Here is a 20,714-nt window from a genome sequence, read left to right as displayed (position 1 = left end):
AAATTTAGGTTAATTATGACGGAAGCAGACCAGCAACTTACACCTCCAACTGCACCAAGACGAGAACGGCGTATTCTTCGGAGTATCGTGCTGGTGGTGCTGTTCATTCTTTTATTCTTGGTCAGCTCATTATTTGTGATGATGTCAACAGATAAGGGAAGTCGTTTTTTACTCGATCGTGTGCTACAAAACCAAAAAATAATTCAATACGAATATGAAAGTGGCAATTTATTACGAGGCATTATTCTAAAAAACGTTTTGGTGAAATTAGAGGCCGTTGATGTTTCTTTGGATCGTGCAGACGTTTCTTTGGGTTGGCGTGCGATTTTAAATAAAGAGGTGCATTTGAGTCATGCGGATATTTCCAACCTCATCGTTATAAATAAAAAGCCGCCATCAGGAAAACCATTCGATTTTGCGCCAATCAAACTTCCGTTTGTACTTCGTATTGATAAAGCTACTTTAGATCATTTGGAAATAAAGACCACAACTGCAAAAATTGATTTTAATGATATTTATTTAAAAGATGCACTTTGGTCAGATACGAAATTAGAGTTTGAAGACTCTCGTATGGATATGGGGTATTTGGCGGTTAAAAATGCCACAGGTCAAATGGATTTTAATGGTAAGTATCCTTTAGATCTAAAAGCAGATCTGATTATTCCATCACTAAAAAGTATTGACGTTGAGACGATCAAGGTCGTGGCGACAGGTACATTGGATACCATAAGAGCAGGTGTGGCGACCCATACACCAGATTTGTTGACGGGTTGGGCTGTGATTCATCCTGTACGTGATCAGGTGCCTATGAAGGGGGCGCTATTATTCAAAAACTATCATCTTCCGATATTGAAAGAGCAAAAACTTTTTGCGAAAGATGGTATCGCTAGATTTAATGGTGATATTGATAAACTGATTTTGAGCTTGGATACTGACCTGAAAGGTGAGCAACTTCCCGAAGGCAAGTATAATGCGCTCATGGAAACAGACCTGAAAAATCAACTCAACATCCAAGACTTTAATGGTCAGTTAATGGGTGGATCGGTTGGATTAAAAGGCTTTGTAAATTGGAATGAACAAGTGTCATGGGATATAAAAGGGCGATTAGATCGCTTAAACCCAAAAGACAAAACGCTACCGCAAATTGCGCAGGATTTTTTACCGCCAAGCTTGGATGCAAATATAAGCGCTGTAGGCTCGTTGGAAAATGGGTTAGCACTCAATGCGCAGCTTGCCTTTGATAAGTACGAAACTTGGCAGGTTAAATTAAATCAGGCAGAAGCAAAAAATAATAAACCTCAACCGATGGTGTTAGATATTGCTTGGCAAGGTATAGATCGAGCGATGCCTTATATTGGTTGGTTAAGTAGCGCGGAAGGTCAAACCAATGTGACCTTAAGAGAAGATCAACAAGACATTTATCTTACAACGACTGTACGTCCCAATGAGCAAGGTTTATTGCCAGCAGGGAAATATGATGCAAAAGTTGATTTGAAATCGAATGTTCTAAATGTCGAAAATTTCCTTTATCAAGCGGATAAAGGTAGCTTAATTGGACAAGCGACAGTTAAATTACCACATGAAAAGCAGCAACTGTCATGGCAAGCCCAACTTAAAGCACAAGACTTTAATCCTCAAACAGTCGCGACTGCAGCACCTGTAAATCTACTGAATGGCGAAATCAAAGCGTCTGGTTTTGCAAAACCGAACCAACAGATTATTCAACTTGAAAATATTGATCTAAAAGGACAACTTGCTCAAGCCAATCAAAATGAAACGATTGTGCTCAAAGGAAAAAGTACAACGACGTTAATGTTTGATGATGTTCAGGCAGGCGGTGGATTTAAACGTTTTTCGGTAGATTATGATGGTTCGTTAAATGCTTTGAATCAAGGCAACGGGCTGTTAAAGATTAATATTGCAGGAACACCGACCGAGATTCAAATCAATGAGTTAAAGCATGATGGTGTTGCAGGCAAAATGTTTGCAACAGGTAAAGTCGATCTTAAAGATAAGCTTGGTTGGAACATGGAAGTATCTTTAGTCCGATTTAAGCCTCATTACTTTGTTTCTAGTCTTAAAGGTGAACTCTCAGGTCATGTAAAAACGCAAGGCGTTTGGTCAGATCAAGTGAAACGCGTTGATATTCGAGAACTCAATGCGGCGGGTTTTCTCAACAATAAGCCTGTACGCGGTCGTGGTAATCTGTCTTTGTTGCTGGATTCCAATCAGACTGGTTTCTTACCACAGCAGTTTGAAGCAAATAATTTATTTTTTGCTTATGGACAGAACCAACTTCAAGCCACTGGAAATGCACAAAGTTTACAATTTAAGATAAACGCACCTGCATTATATGAGTTATATCCTGGCTTACGTGGACGTGCTTACGGCAGTTTAAATGTACAGTCACAACCACGACTTAAGGCGACTGCAAATATAGCTGTCGATAATTTTGCTTTCAGTGACTTAGCAAGTATCAAATCTTTACGTGTTCAAGGTGAGTTACCAACTTCAGAAACAACAGCAACGCAATTGACTGCAACATTGGATCATTTACGCAGCGGAAAACGTGAAATTGAAAAGGCAACGATCAATTTAGCAGGCACACGAAAAGCGCATTTGTTAAAACTAGAAAGTAAAAATGCGCACACCAATTTTTATGTGCAGCTTGCTGGTGGTTTTAATCAAAACAATGATTGGCTAGGTGAAATCCAGAAAGGAAGGCTCAACTCGCGCCGCATTGATCTTGCCCAAAATCAAAATACTCCTGTTATCTATACGACAGCACGATCTGAGTTATATGTCGGTCAGCATTGTTGGCAAAGTGCTGAAAGCCAATTGTGTTTAGATCAACCTGCTCGTATTAGTAAAGAAAAAGGAAGCTTTTCGTTTATTACTAAGGATCTCGATCTAAAAGACTTTGCCGCGTTTATGCCTGAAGGTTTGGCTGTAACTGGACAGTTAAATGGTTATGCAAAAGCATCTTGGGTAAAAGGTACTCGCCCTAAATTAGATTCACGTTTAGTGACACGCAAAGGTGAGATTGGTTTAGCCGCAGAAGATCCACAAGATATTGCAACGACAGTGACCTATGACGAGTTAAGCTTAATTGCAAAAAGTGTCAATGATGGACTTCTGTTCCGTGTTGATATGAGGACACCTGATATTGGAACTGGGTATGCCAACGTTGTAGTCGATCCATTTCAAACGGGTATGCCTATGCGTGGAGAAATTGCTTTTGATGATGTACAACTGAAAATCTTTAAACCATTTATTAAAGATGTACGTTCTATAGCAGGCACATTAGCGCTTGCAGGTAAAATTAATGGCACACTGACTCAGCCACAATTTACAGGCGAAATGCGTTTGAAAAATGGCGCAATCAGTATGATTTCATTGCCTGTAAATTTAACCAATATGCAGCTTTATTCATCTATTCGCCAAGACTCGGCAAGTATTGATGGTGCATTTAATAGTGGTCAAGGCGTTGGGCGGTTGAAAGGTAGCTTTGATTGGAAAGATAAACCACATTTGGCACTGACTTTAAAAGGTGACAACCTCTTGGTTCGCCAAGCTCCAATGATTACAGCAATTGTTAAACCAGATCTCAGTCTAGATGTTTATCCATTTGACCAGCGATTAAGTTTGAAAGGTACAATTGATGTGCCTCGTGCCCGAATCTCTATGCCAGAATCAACAGCAAACGTCGTGACGCTTTCACCAGATGTTCGCGTTGTTCATCAAGGACAAGATTTGCTTGCAACTTTAAAGGCATCGAAACCGTGGGATATTCGTGCAGATATGACCCTCACGTTGGGCAATCAAGTTATTTTCCAAGGTTTTGAAAGTAATATTCCATTGGTTGGGCGTTTGCATTTATCACAACGTGGTTTGGAAACAGCCATGCGAGCCAATGGCGCAATTGGTGTCAGTCAAAAAGTAAAAATTGAAGCATACGGTCAAAGCTTAGACCTAAATCGAGCGATTGCACGTTTTAATGGCCCACTTGCAAATCCAACCCTTGACATTGATGCCAATAAGCCCGTTCAAGGTAGTATGGTTGGGATACGTGTGACAGGCACCGCGACTGTTCCGAATATTCAAGTCTACAACGATGCGGGACTATCTGAGCAAGAAGCATTGAATGCGTTATTGACAGGGCGTATCAATGAAGGCAGCAGTGGTCTAAGTAATACTGAAGGATTTAAGTCGGATGTCAATAATACTATTGCCGCGGCGGGTATTAGTATGGGCTTGGGTGGCACACGGGCACTCACCAACCAAATTGGACGAACCTTTGGTTTAAGTGGCTTAGCACTTGATGCACAAGGAACGGGCGATGATACCCAAGTCAGTTTGACAGGATATATCACCCCAGATCTGTTTATCCGCTATGGTATCGGTGTATTTACCCCTGTAAATAAGTTGACCTTACGTTATCAAATGAATCGTCGCTTATATCTGGAGGCCAGCCAGTCTTTAGAGCGAGCTATCGATGTCTTCTATAATTGGCGATTCTAGAGTTTAGAGCAGACCTGTTTTATGTAAATAAAACAGGTTTTTTTATTTATAGTTACTTCTACCAAGCTTTGGCATATTCTTAAAAATGAATGTTTGAATATGAATGAGAATATGATCGTTTATAGATAGAGAACGATTTATCACTGTAAGTGGCGTTAAATGCCAAAACACAGGCAATACCATGTATAGTAGTGACGGATTTGTATGTTTTTATTGCTAAAAGGTCAGTTTTAAATGCGTCCTTTTGCAAAATAATTCAGTTTTAGTATGATGTGCGCATCAAATTAGCCGTAGTATGATCATGAAAAAAGTTTTGTTGATTGCAATAGGTTTAGTTTTGGTCGGTTGTGCTGAAAAAAAACCATTAACACCCGAAGAACAATGGCATGGCTATTGTGTTAGTGTCGGCAATGCAGCGCGTTCTATTACGTTGGATCGTCAAAATGGAATTGAGCAAAAGCAAGCAACAGAACATGCTGGCAAAATTGAAGATGAAACAACACGTAAATTTATCTTTGAAATTATTGAAAATGTATATGCGATGCCTGTAGATCAAATAAAAGCAGATCCAGCGGCTATACGCGACAAACTGAAGCAGCAATATACGGATCAATGCTTAGCCACTCCACACGATAAGCTACCGAGTTATAAGTCATTTTAATGTGTTAATCGAAAAGACAACGCTGTTGTCTTTTTTTATGTTTGTAATGTTTTATTAGACTTTCGAGTAAGACCAAAGCGGTATTTAAAAGGTATGAACATTTCGCTATAAAATAATGGTCATCACGTAGATATACGGCAGTTGCATTAACTTTTAACGCGAAGTCTAGTAAAATTTTGCTGTCCATATTGCTTGTAAAGCTTGTACAAAGCTGGAACTTACAAGTAATTTTTTAAAGAAGAGGAATAACACTGTGCTAGAAGCTTACCGCCAACACGTTGCAGAACGTGCCGCACTCGGAGTCCCACCGAAGCCACTTGATGATGCTCAAACTGCTGAACTCGTAGCATTATTAAAAAACCCACCGGCAGGTGAAGAGGCATATTTAGTAGATTTGCTTGAAAATCGTGTTCCAGCAGGTGTTGACCAAGCTGCTTATGTAAAAGCTGCTTTCTTAGCTGCGGTTGCAAAAGGCGAAGCGACTTCTCCACTTATTACTAAAGAACGTGCTGTTTACTTACTTGGTACGATGCTTGGTGGTTATAACGTAGCACCACTTGTTGAACTTCTTGACAATGCTGAACTTGCTGGTTTAGCTGCTGAAGCATTGAAAAAGACGCTTCTTGTATTTGATGCATTCCATGATGTTGCTGAAAAAGCAAAAGCTGGCAATGTAAATGCAAAAGCTGTTTTACAGTCTTGGGCTGATGCAGAATGGTTCACAAGCCGTCCTGACGTTCCAGAAGAAATTAAAATCACTGTGTTTAAAGTCACTGGTGAAACCAACACAGATGACTTGTCTCCTGCACAAGATGCTTGGAGTCGTCCAGACATTCCATTGCATGCGAATGCAATGCTTAAAAACGAACGTGATGGTATCAACCCTGAAAAACCAGGTGAAGTTGGTCCATTAAACCAAATCAAAGACTTGATCGCGAAAGGCAACCAAGTTGCTTACGTAGGTGACGTTGTTGGTACGGGTTCATCTCGTAAATCTGCAACGAACTCTGTGCTTTGGTTCTTTGGTGACGAACTTCCACACATTCCAAACAAAAAAGATGGTGGTGTGTGCTTAGGTTCTAAAATCGCGCCAATTTTCTTCAATACAATGGAAGATGCAGGTGCGTTACCTGTAGAAATCGACGTTGCCAACATGAATATGGGCGACGAAGTTGTATTGAAAATTGACCATGCTGCTGCAAAAGTAACTGCATTCAAAGATGGCGTACAAATCTCAGAAGCAGAACTCAAAACGCCTGTACTTCTAGATGAAGTACGTGCTGGTGGTCGTATTAACTTGATCATTGGTCGTGGTTTGACTTCAAAAGCACGTGACGAATTAGGTTTAGAACCTTCTACATTGTTCCGTACGCCAGTACAACCTGCTGACACAGGTAAAGGTTTTACTCAAGCGCAGAAGATGGTTGGTCGCGCATGTGGCTTAGCTGAAGGTCAAGGTATCCGTCCGGGGACTTACTGTGAACCTAAGATGACCACTGTTGGTTCGCAAGATACAACGGGTCCTATGACGCGTGATGAGTTAAAAGACTTAGCTTGCTTGGGCTTCTCTGCTGACTTAGTCATGCAGTCTTTCTGTCACACTGCTGCATATCCAAAACCAGTTGATGTAACAACTCACCATACATTACCTGACTTCATCATGAACCGTGGTGGTGTATCTTTACGTCCAGGCGACGGTATTATCCACTCTTGGTTAAACCGTATGTTACTTCCTGATACCGTTGGTACAGGTGGTGACTCGCACACGCGTTTCCCAATCGGTATTTCATTCCCAGCGGGTTCTGGTCTTGTTGCTTTCGCAGCTGCGACAGGTGTTATGCCACTGGATATGCCTGAATCTATCCTTGTTAAGTTCAAAGGTAAAATGCAGCCTGGTATTACTTTACGTGACCTTGTACATGCGATTCCTTACTATGCGATTCAAGCAGGTGATTTGACTGTAGAGAAGAAAGGTAAGAAAAACATCTTCTCTGGTCGTATCCTTGAGATTGACTTAACAGAAATGGAAAATGACTTGACGGTTGAGCAAGCATTCGAACTTTCTGATGCGTCTGCTGAACGTTCTGCTGCTGGCTGTTCAATCACACTTTCTGAAGAGAAAGTTGCTGAATACTTACGTTCAAACATGACCATGTTGAAGTGGATGATCGCTGAAGGTTATGGCGATGCGCGTACGATGGCTCGTCGTGTAGAAAACATGCAGAAGTGGTTGGACAACCCAAGCTTGTTAAAAGCGGATGCTGATGCTGAATACACTAAAGTGTATGAAATCGATCTTGCTGACATCAAAGAACCAATCCTTTGCTGCCCGAACGATCCAGATGATGCGAAGCTTCTTTCTGACGTTCAAGGCGACAAAATTGATGAAGTATTCATCGGTTCTTGTATGACTAACATCGGTCACTTCCGTGCGGCTGGTCAGTTACTTGATAAAGTACCAAGTGGTTCATTAACGACTCGTCTATGGTTGGCTCCACCAACACGTATGGACGAACATCAGTTGATGGAAGAAGGCATGTATAACATCTATGGTCGTGCTGGTGCGCGTACTGAGATGCCGGGCTGTTCATTGTGTATGGGTAACCAAGCACGTGTAGCACCGAACACGACATGTGTATCGACTTCTACTCGTAACTTCCCGAACCGTTTAGGTCAAGGTGCGAACGTTTACTTAGCTTCTGCTGAGCTTGCATCTGTAGCTGCTGTTCTTGGCAAATTACCAAGCCCAGAAGAATATCAACAGTACGCGTCGCAAATTGACAGCGCTTCTGCTGACATCTACAAATACTTAAACTTCGACAAGATGAGCGAATATACAAAAGAAGCTGATCAAGTTGATACCAAGAAAATCCAAGCTGCTCAATTGACTTAATGAGCTAGGATTAAGAAAAGCCGAAAGGCTTTTCCCTAGCGCAAACTGTCGATTTAGTGCATCGTAAGGGCTGAGTTATCAGCCCTTATTTTTTTATAAGGAAAAATGATAAATGTCGAGTCTAACGTATTCAGATAAGCAAAAACTTGAAAAGCTTTTTGAAATGGATTCTGGTTATGTCTTGAATTTTAGTGACAGGACATTTTCTGAGTTCTTTTCGGATTTAGGCATAAACATTAATGAAGAAAAATATTTTCTATATGGTTCTTCTAAAGCAAAACGATTACGTGCATTTTGGGAAATTGAAGAAGATTTTTTAGTTGCAGCAGTTCTTAGAGCTCTTTTTAACTATGACACAGGCTTATCAACTAAAAATCTTGAATTAATACAAGCTTGTCAAGCTATTGCCGAACGTTTAATCAGTAGTGGGGCAGATATTACTGGAATCAACGAAATTTCAAATTTTAATAACATAACTTTAGAGTTATTGATTGAGGAAATGAAAAGCAGCTTAGAGCGTGGTAATCCTGAAGCTACTATCGATCGATTGCACACCTTTACTACTAATTTTATTAGAGACTTGTGTGGGAAAAATAATATAGAAGCTCATAGGGATAAACCATTGCATAGCCTTTTAGGTGAATACATCAAATGTTTAAAAGGTAGAAACTCTTTAGAAAGCTTAATGACGGAAAGGATCTTAAAAAGTAATATTTCAATATTAGAAGCATTCAATGATGTTAGGAATAATCAAAGTCTTGCCCACGATAATAGAACCTTAAATAAATTAGAAAGTAGATTTATATTTAATAGTATTGTTAATACAATTAAATTTTTGCGGTCACTAGAAGAAATTGAAGCCTAAAGGATCCACTTAAATTAATAATGAAATCCTTTAGGAGGTAGGAGGTTTGACTATAGAATCACCAATAACCCAGCATTTTCCACCAAAGTCCACCTATCACCACAAAGATGATTATATTGACCACGCTCATGACAAAGCCAGCTTTCCACCATTCACCCAGTGTGGTGTAACCTGAACCAAATACCACAGGCGATGTACCCGTTGCATAATGGGTTAAGGTCATCATGATACTTGAAGCGGCTGCCATCATTAATGCAAACAACATCGGCGGTGCACCAAGTGCAATCCCTGCGGTATAGAACGCAGCAAACATCGCAGTAATATGTGCTGTGGTACTCGCAAACATATAATGTGCATAGAGATAGGCGAGCATCAATAATAAGCAAGCAGGCATCCAGCTTAAACCAAGTGAACCAATACCACTTTCTAATAAACCTGAGAACCAAGCAATCAAACCGAGTTTATTCAGATATGTTGCCATCATCACCAAAGCGGCGAACCAAGTAATCGTATCCCATGCACTTTTTTGCGTCAGAATATCTTCCCAAGTCAGCACACCAGTGAGCAGAAGTAATGTCAAACCAATAAATGCTGTTGTGGTTGGATCAACAGCCCAAGCAGCACCAAAAATCATGGCAGGGATACCCGCCCATAACAACAGTAAAATACCAAATACACCGAGCATGATGCTTTCATTTCGACTGACTGAACCCATTTCTTTTAACTTATCTTTAGCAAATTGAGCTGCATTGGGTGTTTCTTTCACTTCAGGTGGATACATCAAGTACAGAATCAATGGCATCACGATCAATGCAATTAGACCAGGGAGTAACATCGCCAGTGCCCAAGTGCTCCAACTCAGTGAAATTTCACTATTGGTTGCTTTTGCGACTAGATCAACAACTAAAGGGTTCGGTGCAGTTGCAGTGATAAACATGGCGGAAGTAATCGGATTGGCCTGATAGCTGACAAGGGCTAAATACTTTCCCATGCGTCCCTCAGTTCCTTTGGCGGGATCTGAATCATAGCTAGTCGAAATCGCACGAACGATAGGATGGATGATCCCACCGCCACGTGCAGTATTACTCGGTGTAACAGGTGCAAGAATTAACTCAGAAAGCACCATGCTATAACCGATACCAATGGTTTTCTTGCCCCATACTGCGATAAATAAATAGCCTAAGCGAGCGCCAAGTCCTGTTTTCTGTAAACCTTTCGAGATCATGATTGCAATACCAATCAACCAGATCAAAGGATTGGAGAAACTGCTCAATGCATCTTGGATAGCGCCGCTTGGACTATCATTGGTTACACCTGTGACTGCAACGAGCATGATCGCAATAATCGCGATTGCACCAATTGGCATGGCTTTACCAATAATTGCAGCGATTACGCCAACAAACATCGCCAATAAATGCCAAGCATTCGGATCTACACCTATCGGCACAGGTATAACGAACCAAATAATCAATGTAATAAATAAAGAAATAAGCGCAGGGAGGAGCTTAAATCCCATGTGGATTCCCCTTGTGATCATGGGTTTAATAAAATTTATAGTTCTTTATGAATGAATCGTTAAAGAAACAACCGTTAAGACGTGATTATCGAAAGTGAGGGGCTAGAATTCAAAGGGAGTTTTGTAGATTCAACGTTATATAAATCCTTTTATTTTGCCGATGGCAGAAATACAAAACGGCTAAATAAGGATGAAAGATCTACTCACTTTTTTGTTTGATTGAGGAAAGTTATTTATCTAGATCAAAATCATTTATCAAATTGTTTGATGCTGTGTTACATTTTTAACTTGGTTAACATCACTATAAGTGCGGTATGACTCTATTTTCATGGCAACAATTACGTCAATTTGTTTATAAAACACTACATGATGATGACTATCAAACTCGCTTTAGCCGCTGTGTTAACTACTTTTTAATTATTTTGATCGTGGCGAATGCTTCAGCAGTCATCCTTGAATCGATAGATTCAATTTTTTATCCACATCAACGCATATTTGAAATATTCGAAAATGTATCGATTGCTATTTTCTCAATTGAATATTTACTCAGAGTATGGAGTATTGCAGAAAAAGATTCAGAATCATCCGCATGGAAACAACGCTTTGCATGGATGAAAAGTGGTGGGGCAATCATAGACCTGCTTGCAATCTTACCTGCTTATCTAAACTTCTTCGTCAACTTCGATTTACGTGTACTCCGAATTTTACGACTTTTACGTTTATTAAAATTGACGCGCTATTTTGTTTCTTTACAAATTTTGTTGAGAGTTATTCAACGCGAAAAAGGTTCTTTTCAGGCGGTTATTTTCATTTTAGTCATTATGATCGTCATGACAGCCTCAGCTATGTATGTGGTTGAGAATAAAGTACAACCAGAAGCATTTAGCTCAATACCTCAGTCTATGTGGTGGGCAGTCGTCACATTAACGACAGTGGGCTATGGTGACGTGACACCTGTGACCAATGTGGGGCGTGTATTAGGTGCTTTGATCACGATTTTGGGTGTTGGTATTGCGGCATTACCCGCAGGTATTTTGGCATCAGGACTAGCCAACGAATTAAACCAAAGGAATCAACGATTAGAACAAGAATTTCGCGAAGCTTTACAAATTCGGGGACTTGATTTATTACATGATCAACGTGAAATTGAAAAGATTCGTATCAGTGTGGGCTTACCTAAAGAGCAAACCCATGAAATTATTATGCAACTGGTCAAGGAAAAGCTGCTAGAAGAACAAGAGCAAGCAAACCAACAGAAACAAAAAACCTATTGCCCACATTGTGGTGAAAAGTTATCCGAGTAGATGTCAATTTTATTGTAATAATCAATGAAAAATGAGATGAATTTGATGTTATATTAAATGAAAATTTAAACAAATGAATTATTTTTCTCTATGAGTTTACTGACTTTTTTCTCTTTTATTGTTTATTCAACCGTAACTTCAATTACCCCCGGTCCAAATAATATTATGTTGGCCGCTTCGGGTTTGAATTTTGGCCTAAAGCGAAGCATCCCGCATATTTTAGGAATTGGTTTTGGCTTTGGTGTCATGGTAATTCTAGTTGGTTACGGGGTTGGTGCTGCGCTTGGTTCTTCGCCTTTGCTTTATGAAGTCTTAAAAATCGTCGGTATTAGCTATTTATTGTATTTAGCCTACAAAATCTATCGAGCAGGTAGCATTAAAACCGATACCAAAGTTGATAAACCATTAAGTTTCATTGGCGCAGCGTTGTTTCAATGGGTCAATCCCAAAGCATGGATTATGGCAATGGGTGCAATTACCACTTATAGTTCTGCAAATAGTCGATTGGTCGAATTTATTTTTATTGGTGTGATCTTTGGCTTGGTGAGTATACCAAGTGTTGGGGTGTGGGCGTATATGGGGGAAAAGTTGAAAACGATCGTAAATCACCCCCAAAAAGTACAATGGTTTAATACCGCGATGGCATTGTTATTGGTTGCCTCCGTTATTGTTCCGATTAAAGATTCAGTTCAGTTTTTTATCCACTAATCTTTTAAAGGCTTTAACTAAACTAGCCATATTTTCGAGAGTCTGATCTGTGGATTACGTTATTTTATTAATATTTTTTAATGGGTTGAATGAATATACTCGAAAAGTATGGTGATTTATCCTGTTTTAAAATTATGATCTTAAATCAGCTCTGTTACTGAATAATATTTAATAAAACTTAATGTTGATGTTGGTGGTTTAGTAAAAATTAAAAAAAGATAACAATAATAATTATCATTTATGATACTTTCTTATTTGATGTTTATCGTAATTTTTAAGCATTTTTTAAGGTTGTTTATTAAATGAAATTCTCCCGCCATGATTAAACGGCGCTATTTACTTGTGTTACTCATTCCTTTGGCATTGATTTCCTTGTTCGTCGGTGTTGGGGACATGAGCATTGCTGGTTTGATTGCAGGCAATCCGCAAGACTGGCAGCTTTTTTGGACGAGTCGCTTACCGCGTTTGATGGCGATTGTTGTTGCAGGTGCTGGTCTAAGTGTTTGTGGTTTAATTATGCAATCACTGAGTCGGAACCGTTTTGTTTCACCAACCACAGCAGGTTTATATGACTGTGCGCGGCTAGGTGTTTTGATTTCGATTATCTTACTTCCAAGTGCTTCCATTTTTGCCAAAACTGGATTTGCCATCATCGTCACGCTGATTGGTGCGATGACATTTATGAGTATCCTTGCCACCTTAAAGCATCGAGATACGGTATTTGTTCCATTAGTCGGGATGATTTTTGGCAGTATTATTTCTGCATTTACCACTTTTATTGCTTTGCAACTTGATTTGTTGCAGAACTTAGCAGGGTGGCTACAAGGGGATTTCTCGACTATTTTGAATGGTCAATATGAATTGATCTATTTAAGTATTCCTGTACTGGTACTGATTTATATATTTGCCAATCGTTTTGTGTTGGCGGGCTTAGGTGAGGATTTTGCAACGAATCTTGGCTTAAATTATAAACAGACACTTTTTTTAGGTTTGCTGCTGATCTCGGTGATTACCGGTGTGGTGATTGTTACGGTGGGAGCGATTCCATTTCTCGGTTTAATCGTACCAAATCTAGTGAGCCTTTATTTGGGTGATCATATTCGTAAGACACTCTCACATACGGCATTGCTTGGTGCATTGCTGGTCTTGCTTTGTGATGTTTTTGGGCGGGTGGTGATTTATCCGTATGAGGTTTCTGTCAGCCTGATAATGGGTGTGGTCGGTAGCGTGATCTTCCTGTGGTTATTACTCAGGAGGTATCGTTATGCATAATACGACGAAGCTGGTTGTGCTTTCGATTGCTGTATTGGTTAGCATTGGATTATATCTCGGTTGGAATCTCGGGATTGCATGGCAGTATGCACTGGGACTGCGTTTAAGAACGGTCGCTGCAATTGTCGTTGCAGGTGTTGCTGTTGGTGTTTCAACTTTGGTTTTTCATACGATTGTGAATAATCGCGTGGTCACACCACAAGCCTTAGGTTTGGATAAATTATACGAACTATCTAAAACTGCAATTATTTATTTTTTTGGTGCGAGTACGTTATTGTCGCTTAACTTTGTGACTGATTATTTGATCAGTTTGTTGTTAATGGTGACTTTTGCTTTATTACTGTATCGCTTCATTTTTCAGAAAGTTGCACAACAAAATATTTATTTTTTGCTGTTGGTTGGTCTGATTTGTTCGACTCTATTTGACAACATGACGACCTTTTTTCAGGTGTTGCTCGATCCTGATGAGTTTCAGGTTGCCGCGTATGCTGGATTCGCCAGTTTTAATGTCGTGAAAATGGAAACGGTTGCACTATCTTTACTGACGATTCTCCCCATTCTTTTTTACAGTTTTAGACATTATCACAAGCTGAATGTGATGGCGTTGGGACGAGATCATGCATTAAATCTTGGGCTGGACTATGACAAAACCAGTCGGTTGTTACTGGTTTTAGTGGTGTTTGCACTCGCATCTGCAACAGCACTCGCAGGTCCAATGATGTTCCTTGGTTTATTGGTACTCAATATCACGTTGGAACTGTTTAGAACGCATCAACATCACATTTTACTGCTCGGCATTATTTTGGTGAGTGTGCTTTGCCTCATGCTCGGTCAATTCATCGTATTACATGTACTGAATTTCAAAACCACATTGAGCGTCATTATTAACTTTGCCGGTGGAATTTATTTCTTCTGGATTTTATTGAAGGAAAATAAAAAATGGCAATAGAGCTGAAGAATTTACGAAAAAGCTATCATCAACAGTGCGTCGTCAATCAAGTCTCACTCACGATTGCCAAAGGTCAATTTACCGCATTTATCGGACCCAATGGCGCAGGTAAAAGTACGCTGCTTTCCATCATGAGTCGTCTGATTGATGCAGATCAGGGGCAGGTATTGTTGGATGGTCAAGATTTACATGACATGAAAAGTGCGGATATCGCCAAAAAAATGGCGATTTTAAAGCAGTCCAATCATACCGAGTTGCGTCTGAGTATCGAGGATTTGGTGGCATTTGGTCGTTTTCCATATTCACAGGGGCGTTTGACCAAGCAAGACCACGAAATTATTGATCGTTCAATCGCTTATATGGATCTGCAATCGATGCGTCATCGTCAGTTAAGTGAGTTGTCAGGTGGACAACGCCAACGCGCATATATAGCGATGATTTTGGCACAGGATACAGAATATATCTTATTGGATGAGCCGTTGAACAACTTAGATATGAAGCATTCCGCACAAATTATGCGTGTGCTGAAAGATCTTGCTGAAAATCATGGCAAATCCATCATTGTAGTGATTCATGATATTAACTTTGCCTCAGTGTATGCCGATCACATTATTGCAATGAAAAATGGTGAGTTAGTCTATCAAGGGCATCCACAGCAGATTATGAATGAAACAACTTTAGAAGCGATCTTTGATTTTCATATCCCGATTCAACAAATTCAGCAACACAAATTAGGTTTGTATTTTATTAGTTAGGAGTTCGTTATGCTGTTCAAAAAGACGTTGCCGATCATGATGTTGAGTGCAGTATTGGCTGCATGTGGTCATTCAAATGAACCCTCTGCGGCACAGGAAGGAACAACTAACTCACATGAGATGATGAGTTTTAGCAGTAAAGCGGGTCAGATTTCGATTCCATCCACTTTGTCACGTATTGCGGTATTAGATACCAACGCCCTGAATACCATTCATGCACTTGGGGCAGATGACAAAGTGGTTGCTTTACCCAAAGGTACGCCGTTACCTGCGGTGCTACAAAACTTTAGTGATGGTCAATATCTGGATGTTGGCACAGTAAAAGAGCCAAATCTGGAAAAAATTGCGGGTAGTCAGCCTGAGTTGATCTTGATGAGTGGGCGTATGGAAAATCTGGTGAATCAGATTAAACAAATTGCACCAACTTATTTTGTAGATGTGGATTATAACGATCAGTTTAATTCGTTTAAACAACAAACCTTGAATGTTGCAGAAATGGTCGGCAAGAAACCTGAGGCAGAGCAACAATTAAAAACTTTGGAGCAAGACATTGCTGCATTAAAAGAAAAAACCAAAGGTAAAACTGCATTGGTGATCTTGGTGAATAATAGCAAGATTGCTGCCTACGGTTCAGGTTCGCGGTTTGGTAATATCCATGATTTATACGGCTTTACCCCTGCAGATGCTTCGATTAAAGTGGGCTTGCATGGGATGGCCATTTCCCACGAGTTCATTGCCCAGAAAGATCCAGACTATTTATTCGTAATTGATCGTGGTGCTGCAATCACGGGCAATCAAGAGGGTGCAAAACGTGTGTTAAATAACAATATTGTCAATCAATCCAAAGCGGCCAAAAATGGCAATATTGTTTATTTGGATTCGAGCAACTGGTATTTAATGAATAACGGTTTGGGTGGTATGCAGGCGATGTTAAAAGAAGTAGCTGATGTTGTGAAATAACATTTAGTGATGACGCCTTGTATTCTATTGAGAAGAATCTGTCGTTAAGCAACGACAGATTCTTTTTTATCAGTGTATTTTGCATAAGCCAAGGCGATTAATAAAATCACTAAACCGCCTAAACTGAGTACGAACCCCACCCAAATCGGTGCTAACCAACCCATATTATGGCTCAGTACCCATCCACCTAAAAAAGCGCCTAATGCATTGGCTAGGTTGAAGGCCGAGTGATTCAACGATGCAGCTAATGTTTGTGCATCACCTGCAATATCCATTAAATGCGTTTGTAAGGCACTGCCTAAACCAATCACCGTAAAACCAATCAAAAATAAGGCTGCGATAGCCGTATATAGATTTGCCATCATAAAACTGGCGAGCACGAAGGTGAGTGCGGAACTGATTAAAATCCCAATCATGGTTTTAAACAAATGCCGATCTGCGAGCCAACCAGCAACCAAGCCACCAATCACCATACCCACGCCCCAGATCGCCAATGCAATTGGAACAACGGAAATATCGGCATGTGTATATTCAGTGAGGATTGGGGAGACGTAACTATAAACGGAAAACATGCCGCCAAAACCAATCGCACCAACTGCTAGAGTGAGCCACATATTGATATTTTTTAAGCCTTTCAATTCTGCTCGAATACTTGCCGTTTTTTGTGGGCGAATATTGGGCACAAAAAGTCCGATGCCGATCAAGGTAATAAAGGCAATGACAGCAGAAAATTCAAAACCAGTTTTCCAGCCGAATTGTTGACCGAGCCATGTTGCGATGGGTACACCAATCACATTGGCAATGGTTAAACCCATCATTACTTGGGCAATAGCAATCGCACGACGTTGCTTACCGGCTAACTCGGCTGCGACTAGCGCAGCAACACCAAAGTAAGCACCATGTGGAAAACCTGCAATAAAACGTGAAACGAGCATGGTTTCTGATGTGGTTGCGAACGCTGTAGCTGCATTTGCCAAACCGTAAAACAGCATTAAACCTAGCAATAAGGTTTTACGTGGGACTTTAGCGCCTAATATCGCAATAATGGGTGCACCAACCATCACGCCGAGCGCATAAGCACTGATGAAATAACCTGCATGGGGAACACTGACATTTAAATCTGTGGCTATTTCTTGGATCAGTCCCATTGCAACAAATTCAGTTGTGCCAATACAAAAACTACCAATCGCAAGTGAAAAAATCACCAGAAATAAAGAATAGTTTTTTGACGGAGAAGAAAGAGAGGGAGAGCTTGGGGAAGACATACGATCTCGAAACATATAAAGCGACGATATTATATCGAGCAGATCACAGAAATGTGAAAAAGAACACAAATTTTATATATGCAACCTAAGATTGAAATAGCAGGTCAAAATAGTAATACTAAATCTTTATGATAATTATTTTCATTTATGTATAATGCATTTTATAGACTAATTGGCTGAACCACTACACTTAATCAATGAGTAAGTGGATGAATGGATGGGAAACAACTGTGAAAAAATTATTGATTGCGTCGTTGGCTTTAATCTCAGGTTATAGTGCTGCACACGAGCCTTATGTTGCACCTGTTGCATATCAAACGACAAATACCCAAGTCGCAATTTTAGCAGGTTATGCTGAAGAAGCCTTGAACAGTGAATATGCGCTAAAAAGCCCTAAGTTTGAAATCACAAATCCGAAACAAATTAAAAGTACGATAGAGCCAGATTCGAAACTTGGTTCTAGCACAGTATTTGATTTGAAATTACCTGAAGCGGGTACTTATAGCGTACAAACCAAAGCAAGCTATCCATTGAAGTATGTACAAGACCAAAAAGAATGGAAATTATTTTTTGATTTAGCGGAAGACAACGCACCAGCAAAAGCTGAACGGGATTATCTGATTCCTGCTGATTTAAAAGGCAAGAAAATTGCCTCAGTTGAAGTGACGCGTGAATGGTCATTATTTACCTATATCACAAAAGAGAAAAGTTCACCTGTACGGTCAACTGCAGCGCCGATTCAGGTTGAGTTTTTAACTCATCCAAATGAGTTAAAAGCCAATCAAGCGAATAAAATAAAAGTGATTAAAGCGAATCAGCCTTTAGCAAATGCTGAAGTTGTGCTTCGCGCTAAAGGTGCAACGGACGAACAGGCGAAAACCCTAAAAGCAAATACAGATGGGACAGTGGATTTAGTTTTCCCAAGTGCAGGGGAGTATTTAGTAGAAGTTACAGAGTCGGTTGATAGCAAAAAAAAACCAAGTAATCAGTTCTATAGCATTATTAGTTTGTCTGTAAATTAAGAAATGGAAAGGCTAATCTCTAGAATGGATTAGCCTTTTTTAATCACATTTGCCCGCTTTTCATTCTATTCATCAAGTTGATTCATTGTGTTCATCATCCATCGCATTGCTATAGAACTTTACGCCAAGTTTAATGCGATCGCGTCCATTGCCCATACGCCAGCGATTGGTATCTCTGAGTGAATAAACACAGCCACAGTACTCTTGCTGATAGAATTCTTCACGTTTACTGACTTCCAGCATCCTGACAGCACCACCGTTTTTACGCCAGTTATAGTCCCAATATTGCATTTCGGGATAATGAGATGCGGCTCGAAGACCACAGTCGTTGATTTGCTGCATATTCTTCCAACGCGAAATACCCAACGAACTACTAATTAAGCCAAAGCCATGTTCATGGGCGTACAGTGCAGTTCTCTCGAAGCGCATATCAAAACACATGGTGCAGCGAATGCCTTTCTCAGGTTCGTCTTCCATACCTTTGGCACGTGCAAACCAATTGTCGGTATCGTAGTCACAGTCAATAAACGGAATATTATGCTTTTCTGCAAAACGAATATTTTCTTCTTTACGAATCAAATATTCTTTGACTGGATGGATGTTGGGATTATAAAAAAAGATCGAAAAGTCGATACCAGATTCGATTAATGTTTCCATGACCTCACCTGAGCAGGGAGCGCAGCATGAATGTAATAATAATTTATCGTGACCTTCAGGCAGTGTAAGCTTTTGGCGTTCAAGAGACATGGCAAACGAAGATAAATAAGTGAATAATCTCCTATTGTAAAAGGTTTCTGATCGTCTTGAATTTGAATTAAATGAAATATTCTCAGGTTGAACTGAATTTTGCTAATTATAAAATACGCTTGAAAATTTCGGATAGCCAAGAAGAATCGGATAGCTCAGTATATGAGCTTGAATGGACAGAATATGCATTCAACTTTTTAAGATTATTAAAATTCATTTTACCTAAGAATAATGAGGTAAAATTCATGTTGAGACAAGCTCATTAATTCCATGTTAAGATGAATTTAATTCAATTTTTGGTTCGTGTCGTGCTAGAACTTCGTCATTTAAAAACACTGACTGCTTTAAGAGAACATGGTTCATTGGTTGCAGCCGCAGCAGATTTATGTCTTACGCCTTCGGCAATTTCGCATCAACTCAAAGAGCTTGATCACTGGTATGGTATAGAAGTGGTCAATCGCCGTAGCCGTCCAGTGACCTTTTCTAATGTTGGGGAGCGCTTGCTCAAACTTGCAGATGATGTATTGCCACAGGTGCAAATTACCCAAACGGATATTGCACGTATCGTACATGGGCAAACAGGGCGGATCATCTTTTCGTCTGAGTGTCATAGTTGTTTTGATTGGTTGATGCCTTTGTTAAACCAATATCGTCACCAATATCCTGATGTTGACTTGGATTTTGCCGCAGGCTTTGAATCAAACCCACATGAATTACTCCAAAATGCGGAATTTGATTTGTTGATTACGGCAGATCCAATTGCACTCAAGGGGATCGCGTATTTCCCAATCTTTGAATATGAGTCACGTTTGGTGTTATCTAACACACATCCTTTTGTTCGCGCAGAACATGTTTCTGTACAAGATTTGGCAGAAGAAACCTTAATCACTTATCCCGTCGATAAACATCGTTTGGACATCATGGCGCATTTGTTCATTCCTGCAAATATTCAACCTAAGCATATTCGAACCACCGATTTGACGCAGATGTTAATTCAGTTGGTTGCAAGTGGGCGAGGGATCGCTGCTTTGCCTGATTGGGTGGTTAATGAATATGAGCAAAAGGGTTGGGTGGTCAGTCGTCGTTTGGATTGCGTTTCACCTCAAGGGCTAAGACGTACCTTATATGCTGGCTATCGTTCTGAAGATAAAGAAAAGAATTATTTTGAGGGCTTTTTAAAGCAGCTAGAAAAATTTTCGCAGAAGCGAGCTGTTTATTATGAAAAATAGTTAAAACAAGCGTCTGTTGAATGGGTAGTGAATGAAATTAGTTTTTC

At 40.0% G+C, this 20,714-nt stretch carries 15 protein-coding genes; 12 read left to right on the top strand and 3 right to left on the bottom strand.

Going from position 1 to position 20,714, the window contains the following annotated elements:
• Positions 1–15 precede the first annotated feature (15 nt).
• From F903_RS12270 to F903_RS12255, 4 genes are all read left to right on the top strand, one after another.
• Positions 16–4,521, top strand: a complete 4,506-nt coding sequence (locus F903_RS12270; protein WP_005197429.1) for a translocation/assembly module TamB domain-containing protein — start codon at positions 16–18, stop codon at positions 4,519–4,521.
• Between the two features lie 301 nt (positions 4,522–4,822).
• Entirely contained in the window at positions 4,823–5,182 is a 360-nt protein-coding gene (locus F903_RS12265) for a hypothetical protein (protein ID WP_005197427.1), read from the top strand.
• 253 nt (positions 5,183–5,435) lie between these two features.
• Complete coding sequence (locus F903_RS12260) at positions 5,436–8,075, top strand: bifunctional aconitate hydratase 2/2-methylisocitrate dehydratase (protein ID WP_005197425.1); 2,640 nt, start codon at positions 5,436–5,438, stop codon at positions 8,073–8,075.
• A gap of 112 nt (positions 8,076–8,187) precedes the next feature.
• Positions 8,188–8,940 (top strand): abortive infection family protein, encoded by a 753-nt coding sequence (locus tag F903_RS12255; RefSeq protein WP_005197424.1) that lies wholly within the window; start codon positions 8,188–8,190, stop codon positions 8,938–8,940.
• A 58-nt stretch (positions 8,941–8,998) separates the two neighbouring features.
• Here F903_RS12255 and F903_RS12250 read toward each other — a convergent pair whose 3' ends face one another.
• Positions 8,999–10,456 (bottom strand): DASS family sodium-coupled anion symporter, encoded by a 1,458-nt coding sequence (locus F903_RS12250; protein ID WP_005197422.1) that lies wholly within the window; start codon positions 10,454–10,456, stop codon positions 8,999–9,001.
• A gap of 314 nt (positions 10,457–10,770) precedes the next feature.
• Between F903_RS12250 and F903_RS12245 the strand changes: the two genes are divergently transcribed.
• The 6 genes from F903_RS12245 (at position 10,771) to F903_RS12220 (ending at position 16,404) form a co-directional block, all read left to right on the top strand.
• Entirely contained in the window at positions 10,771–11,760 is a 990-nt protein-coding gene (locus tag F903_RS12245) for an ion transporter (protein ID WP_005197421.1), read from the top strand.
• 90 nt (positions 11,761–11,850) lie between these two features.
• Positions 11,851–12,468, top strand: coding sequence for a LysE family translocator (locus F903_RS12240; RefSeq protein WP_005197419.1), 618 nt, complete (start codon positions 11,851–11,853; stop codon positions 12,466–12,468).
• Between the two features lie 318 nt (positions 12,469–12,786).
• Positions 12,787–13,740: an ABC transporter permease gene (locus F903_RS12235; RefSeq protein WP_005197418.1), complete on the top strand. Its 954-nt coding sequence runs from the start codon at positions 12,787–12,789 to the stop codon at positions 13,738–13,740.
• On the top strand, positions 13,733–14,689 hold the full coding sequence (locus F903_RS12230) for an iron chelate uptake ABC transporter family permease subunit (RefSeq protein WP_005197416.1): 957 nt from the start codon (positions 13,733–13,735) through the stop codon (positions 14,687–14,689). Before F903_RS12235 ends, F903_RS12230 begins: the two co-directional genes overlap by 8 nt.
• Complete coding sequence (locus tag F903_RS12225; protein WP_005197414.1) at positions 14,680–15,444, top strand: iron ABC transporter ATP-binding protein; 765 nt, start codon at positions 14,680–14,682, stop codon at positions 15,442–15,444. The genes F903_RS12230 and F903_RS12225 overlap by 10 nt, the downstream gene beginning before the upstream one ends.
• Positions 15,445–15,453: 9 nt before the next feature.
• Complete coding sequence (locus F903_RS12220) at positions 15,454–16,404, top strand: siderophore ABC transporter substrate-binding protein (RefSeq protein ID WP_005197412.1); 951 nt, start codon at positions 15,454–15,456, stop codon at positions 16,402–16,404.
• Positions 16,405–16,448: 44 nt separating this feature from the next.
• On the opposite strand, the gene F903_RS12215 is transcribed toward F903_RS12220, so the two are convergent.
• On the bottom strand, positions 16,449–17,669 hold the full coding sequence (locus F903_RS12215; RefSeq protein ID WP_004670719.1) for an MFS transporter: 1,221 nt from the start codon (positions 17,667–17,669) through the stop codon (positions 16,449–16,451).
• Between the two features lie 230 nt (positions 17,670–17,899).
• Between F903_RS12215 and F903_RS12210 the strand changes: the two genes are divergently transcribed.
• Positions 17,900–18,691 (top strand): DUF4198 domain-containing protein, encoded by a 792-nt coding sequence (locus tag F903_RS12210; RefSeq protein ID WP_212749529.1) that lies wholly within the window; start codon positions 17,900–17,902, stop codon positions 18,689–18,691.
• Between the two features lie 72 nt (positions 18,692–18,763).
• Here F903_RS12210 and F903_RS12205 read toward each other — a convergent pair whose 3' ends face one another.
• Positions 18,764–19,438 (bottom strand): epoxyqueuosine reductase QueH, encoded by a 675-nt coding sequence (locus F903_RS12205; RefSeq protein ID WP_034595055.1) that lies wholly within the window; start codon positions 19,436–19,438, stop codon positions 18,764–18,766.
• 308 nt (positions 19,439–19,746) lie between these two features.
• On the opposite strand from F903_RS12205, the gene F903_RS12195 reads away from it, so the two are divergent.
• Positions 19,747–20,667 carry a LysR family transcriptional regulator gene (locus F903_RS12195; protein WP_171065287.1) on the top strand — a complete coding sequence of 307 codons (921 nt, stop codon included), beginning with the start codon at positions 19,747–19,749 and terminating at the stop codon, positions 20,665–20,667.
• Positions 20,668–20,714: the final 47 nt, after the last annotated feature.

The sequence above is a fragment of the Acinetobacter sp. NIPH 298 genome (genome assembly GCF_000369505.1).
GTDB lineage: Bacteria > Pseudomonadota > Gammaproteobacteria > Pseudomonadales > Moraxellaceae > Acinetobacter.
Note: the sequence above shows the minus strand (reverse complement) of the source record. Positions and strands in the feature narration are given on the sequence as shown.

What these genes read in the sequence shown, in the direction of transcription:
- F903_RS12270 (WP_005197429.1), top strand. Translation starts at nt 16, where the DNA reads ATGACGGAAGCAGACCAGCAACTTACACCTCCAACTGCACCAAGACGA.
- F903_RS12265 (WP_005197427.1), top strand. Translation starts at nt 4,823, where the DNA reads ATGAAAAAAGTTTTGTTGATTGCAATAGGTTTAGTTTTGGTCGGTTGT.
- F903_RS12255 (WP_005197424.1), top strand. Translation starts at nt 8,188, where the DNA reads ATGTCGAGTCTAACGTATTCAGATAAGCAAAAACTTGAAAAGCTTTTT.
- F903_RS12250 (WP_005197422.1), bottom strand. Translation starts at nt 10,456, where the DNA reads ATGGGATTTAAGCTCCTCCCTGCGCTTATTTCTTTATTTATTACATTG.
- F903_RS12245 (WP_005197421.1), top strand. Translation starts at nt 10,771, where the DNA reads ATGACTCTATTTTCATGGCAACAATTACGTCAATTTGTTTATAAAACA.
- F903_RS12240 (WP_005197419.1), top strand. Translation starts at nt 11,851, where the DNA reads ATGAGTTTACTGACTTTTTTCTCTTTTATTGTTTATTCAACCGTAACT.
- F903_RS12235 (WP_005197418.1), top strand. Translation starts at nt 12,787, where the DNA reads ATGATTAAACGGCGCTATTTACTTGTGTTACTCATTCCTTTGGCATTG.
- F903_RS12230 (WP_005197416.1), top strand. Translation starts at nt 13,733, where the DNA reads ATGCATAATACGACGAAGCTGGTTGTGCTTTCGATTGCTGTATTGGTT.
- F903_RS12225 (WP_005197414.1), top strand. Translation starts at nt 14,680, where the DNA reads ATGGCAATAGAGCTGAAGAATTTACGAAAAAGCTATCATCAACAGTGC.
- F903_RS12220 (WP_005197412.1), top strand. Translation starts at nt 15,454, where the DNA reads ATGCTGTTCAAAAAGACGTTGCCGATCATGATGTTGAGTGCAGTATTG.
- F903_RS12215 (WP_004670719.1), bottom strand. Translation starts at nt 17,669, where the DNA reads ATGTCTTCCCCAAGCTCTCCCTCTCTTTCTTCTCCGTCAAAAAACTAT.
- F903_RS12205 (WP_034595055.1), bottom strand. Translation starts at nt 19,438, where the DNA reads ATGTCTCTTGAACGCCAAAAGCTTACACTGCCTGAAGGTCACGATAAA.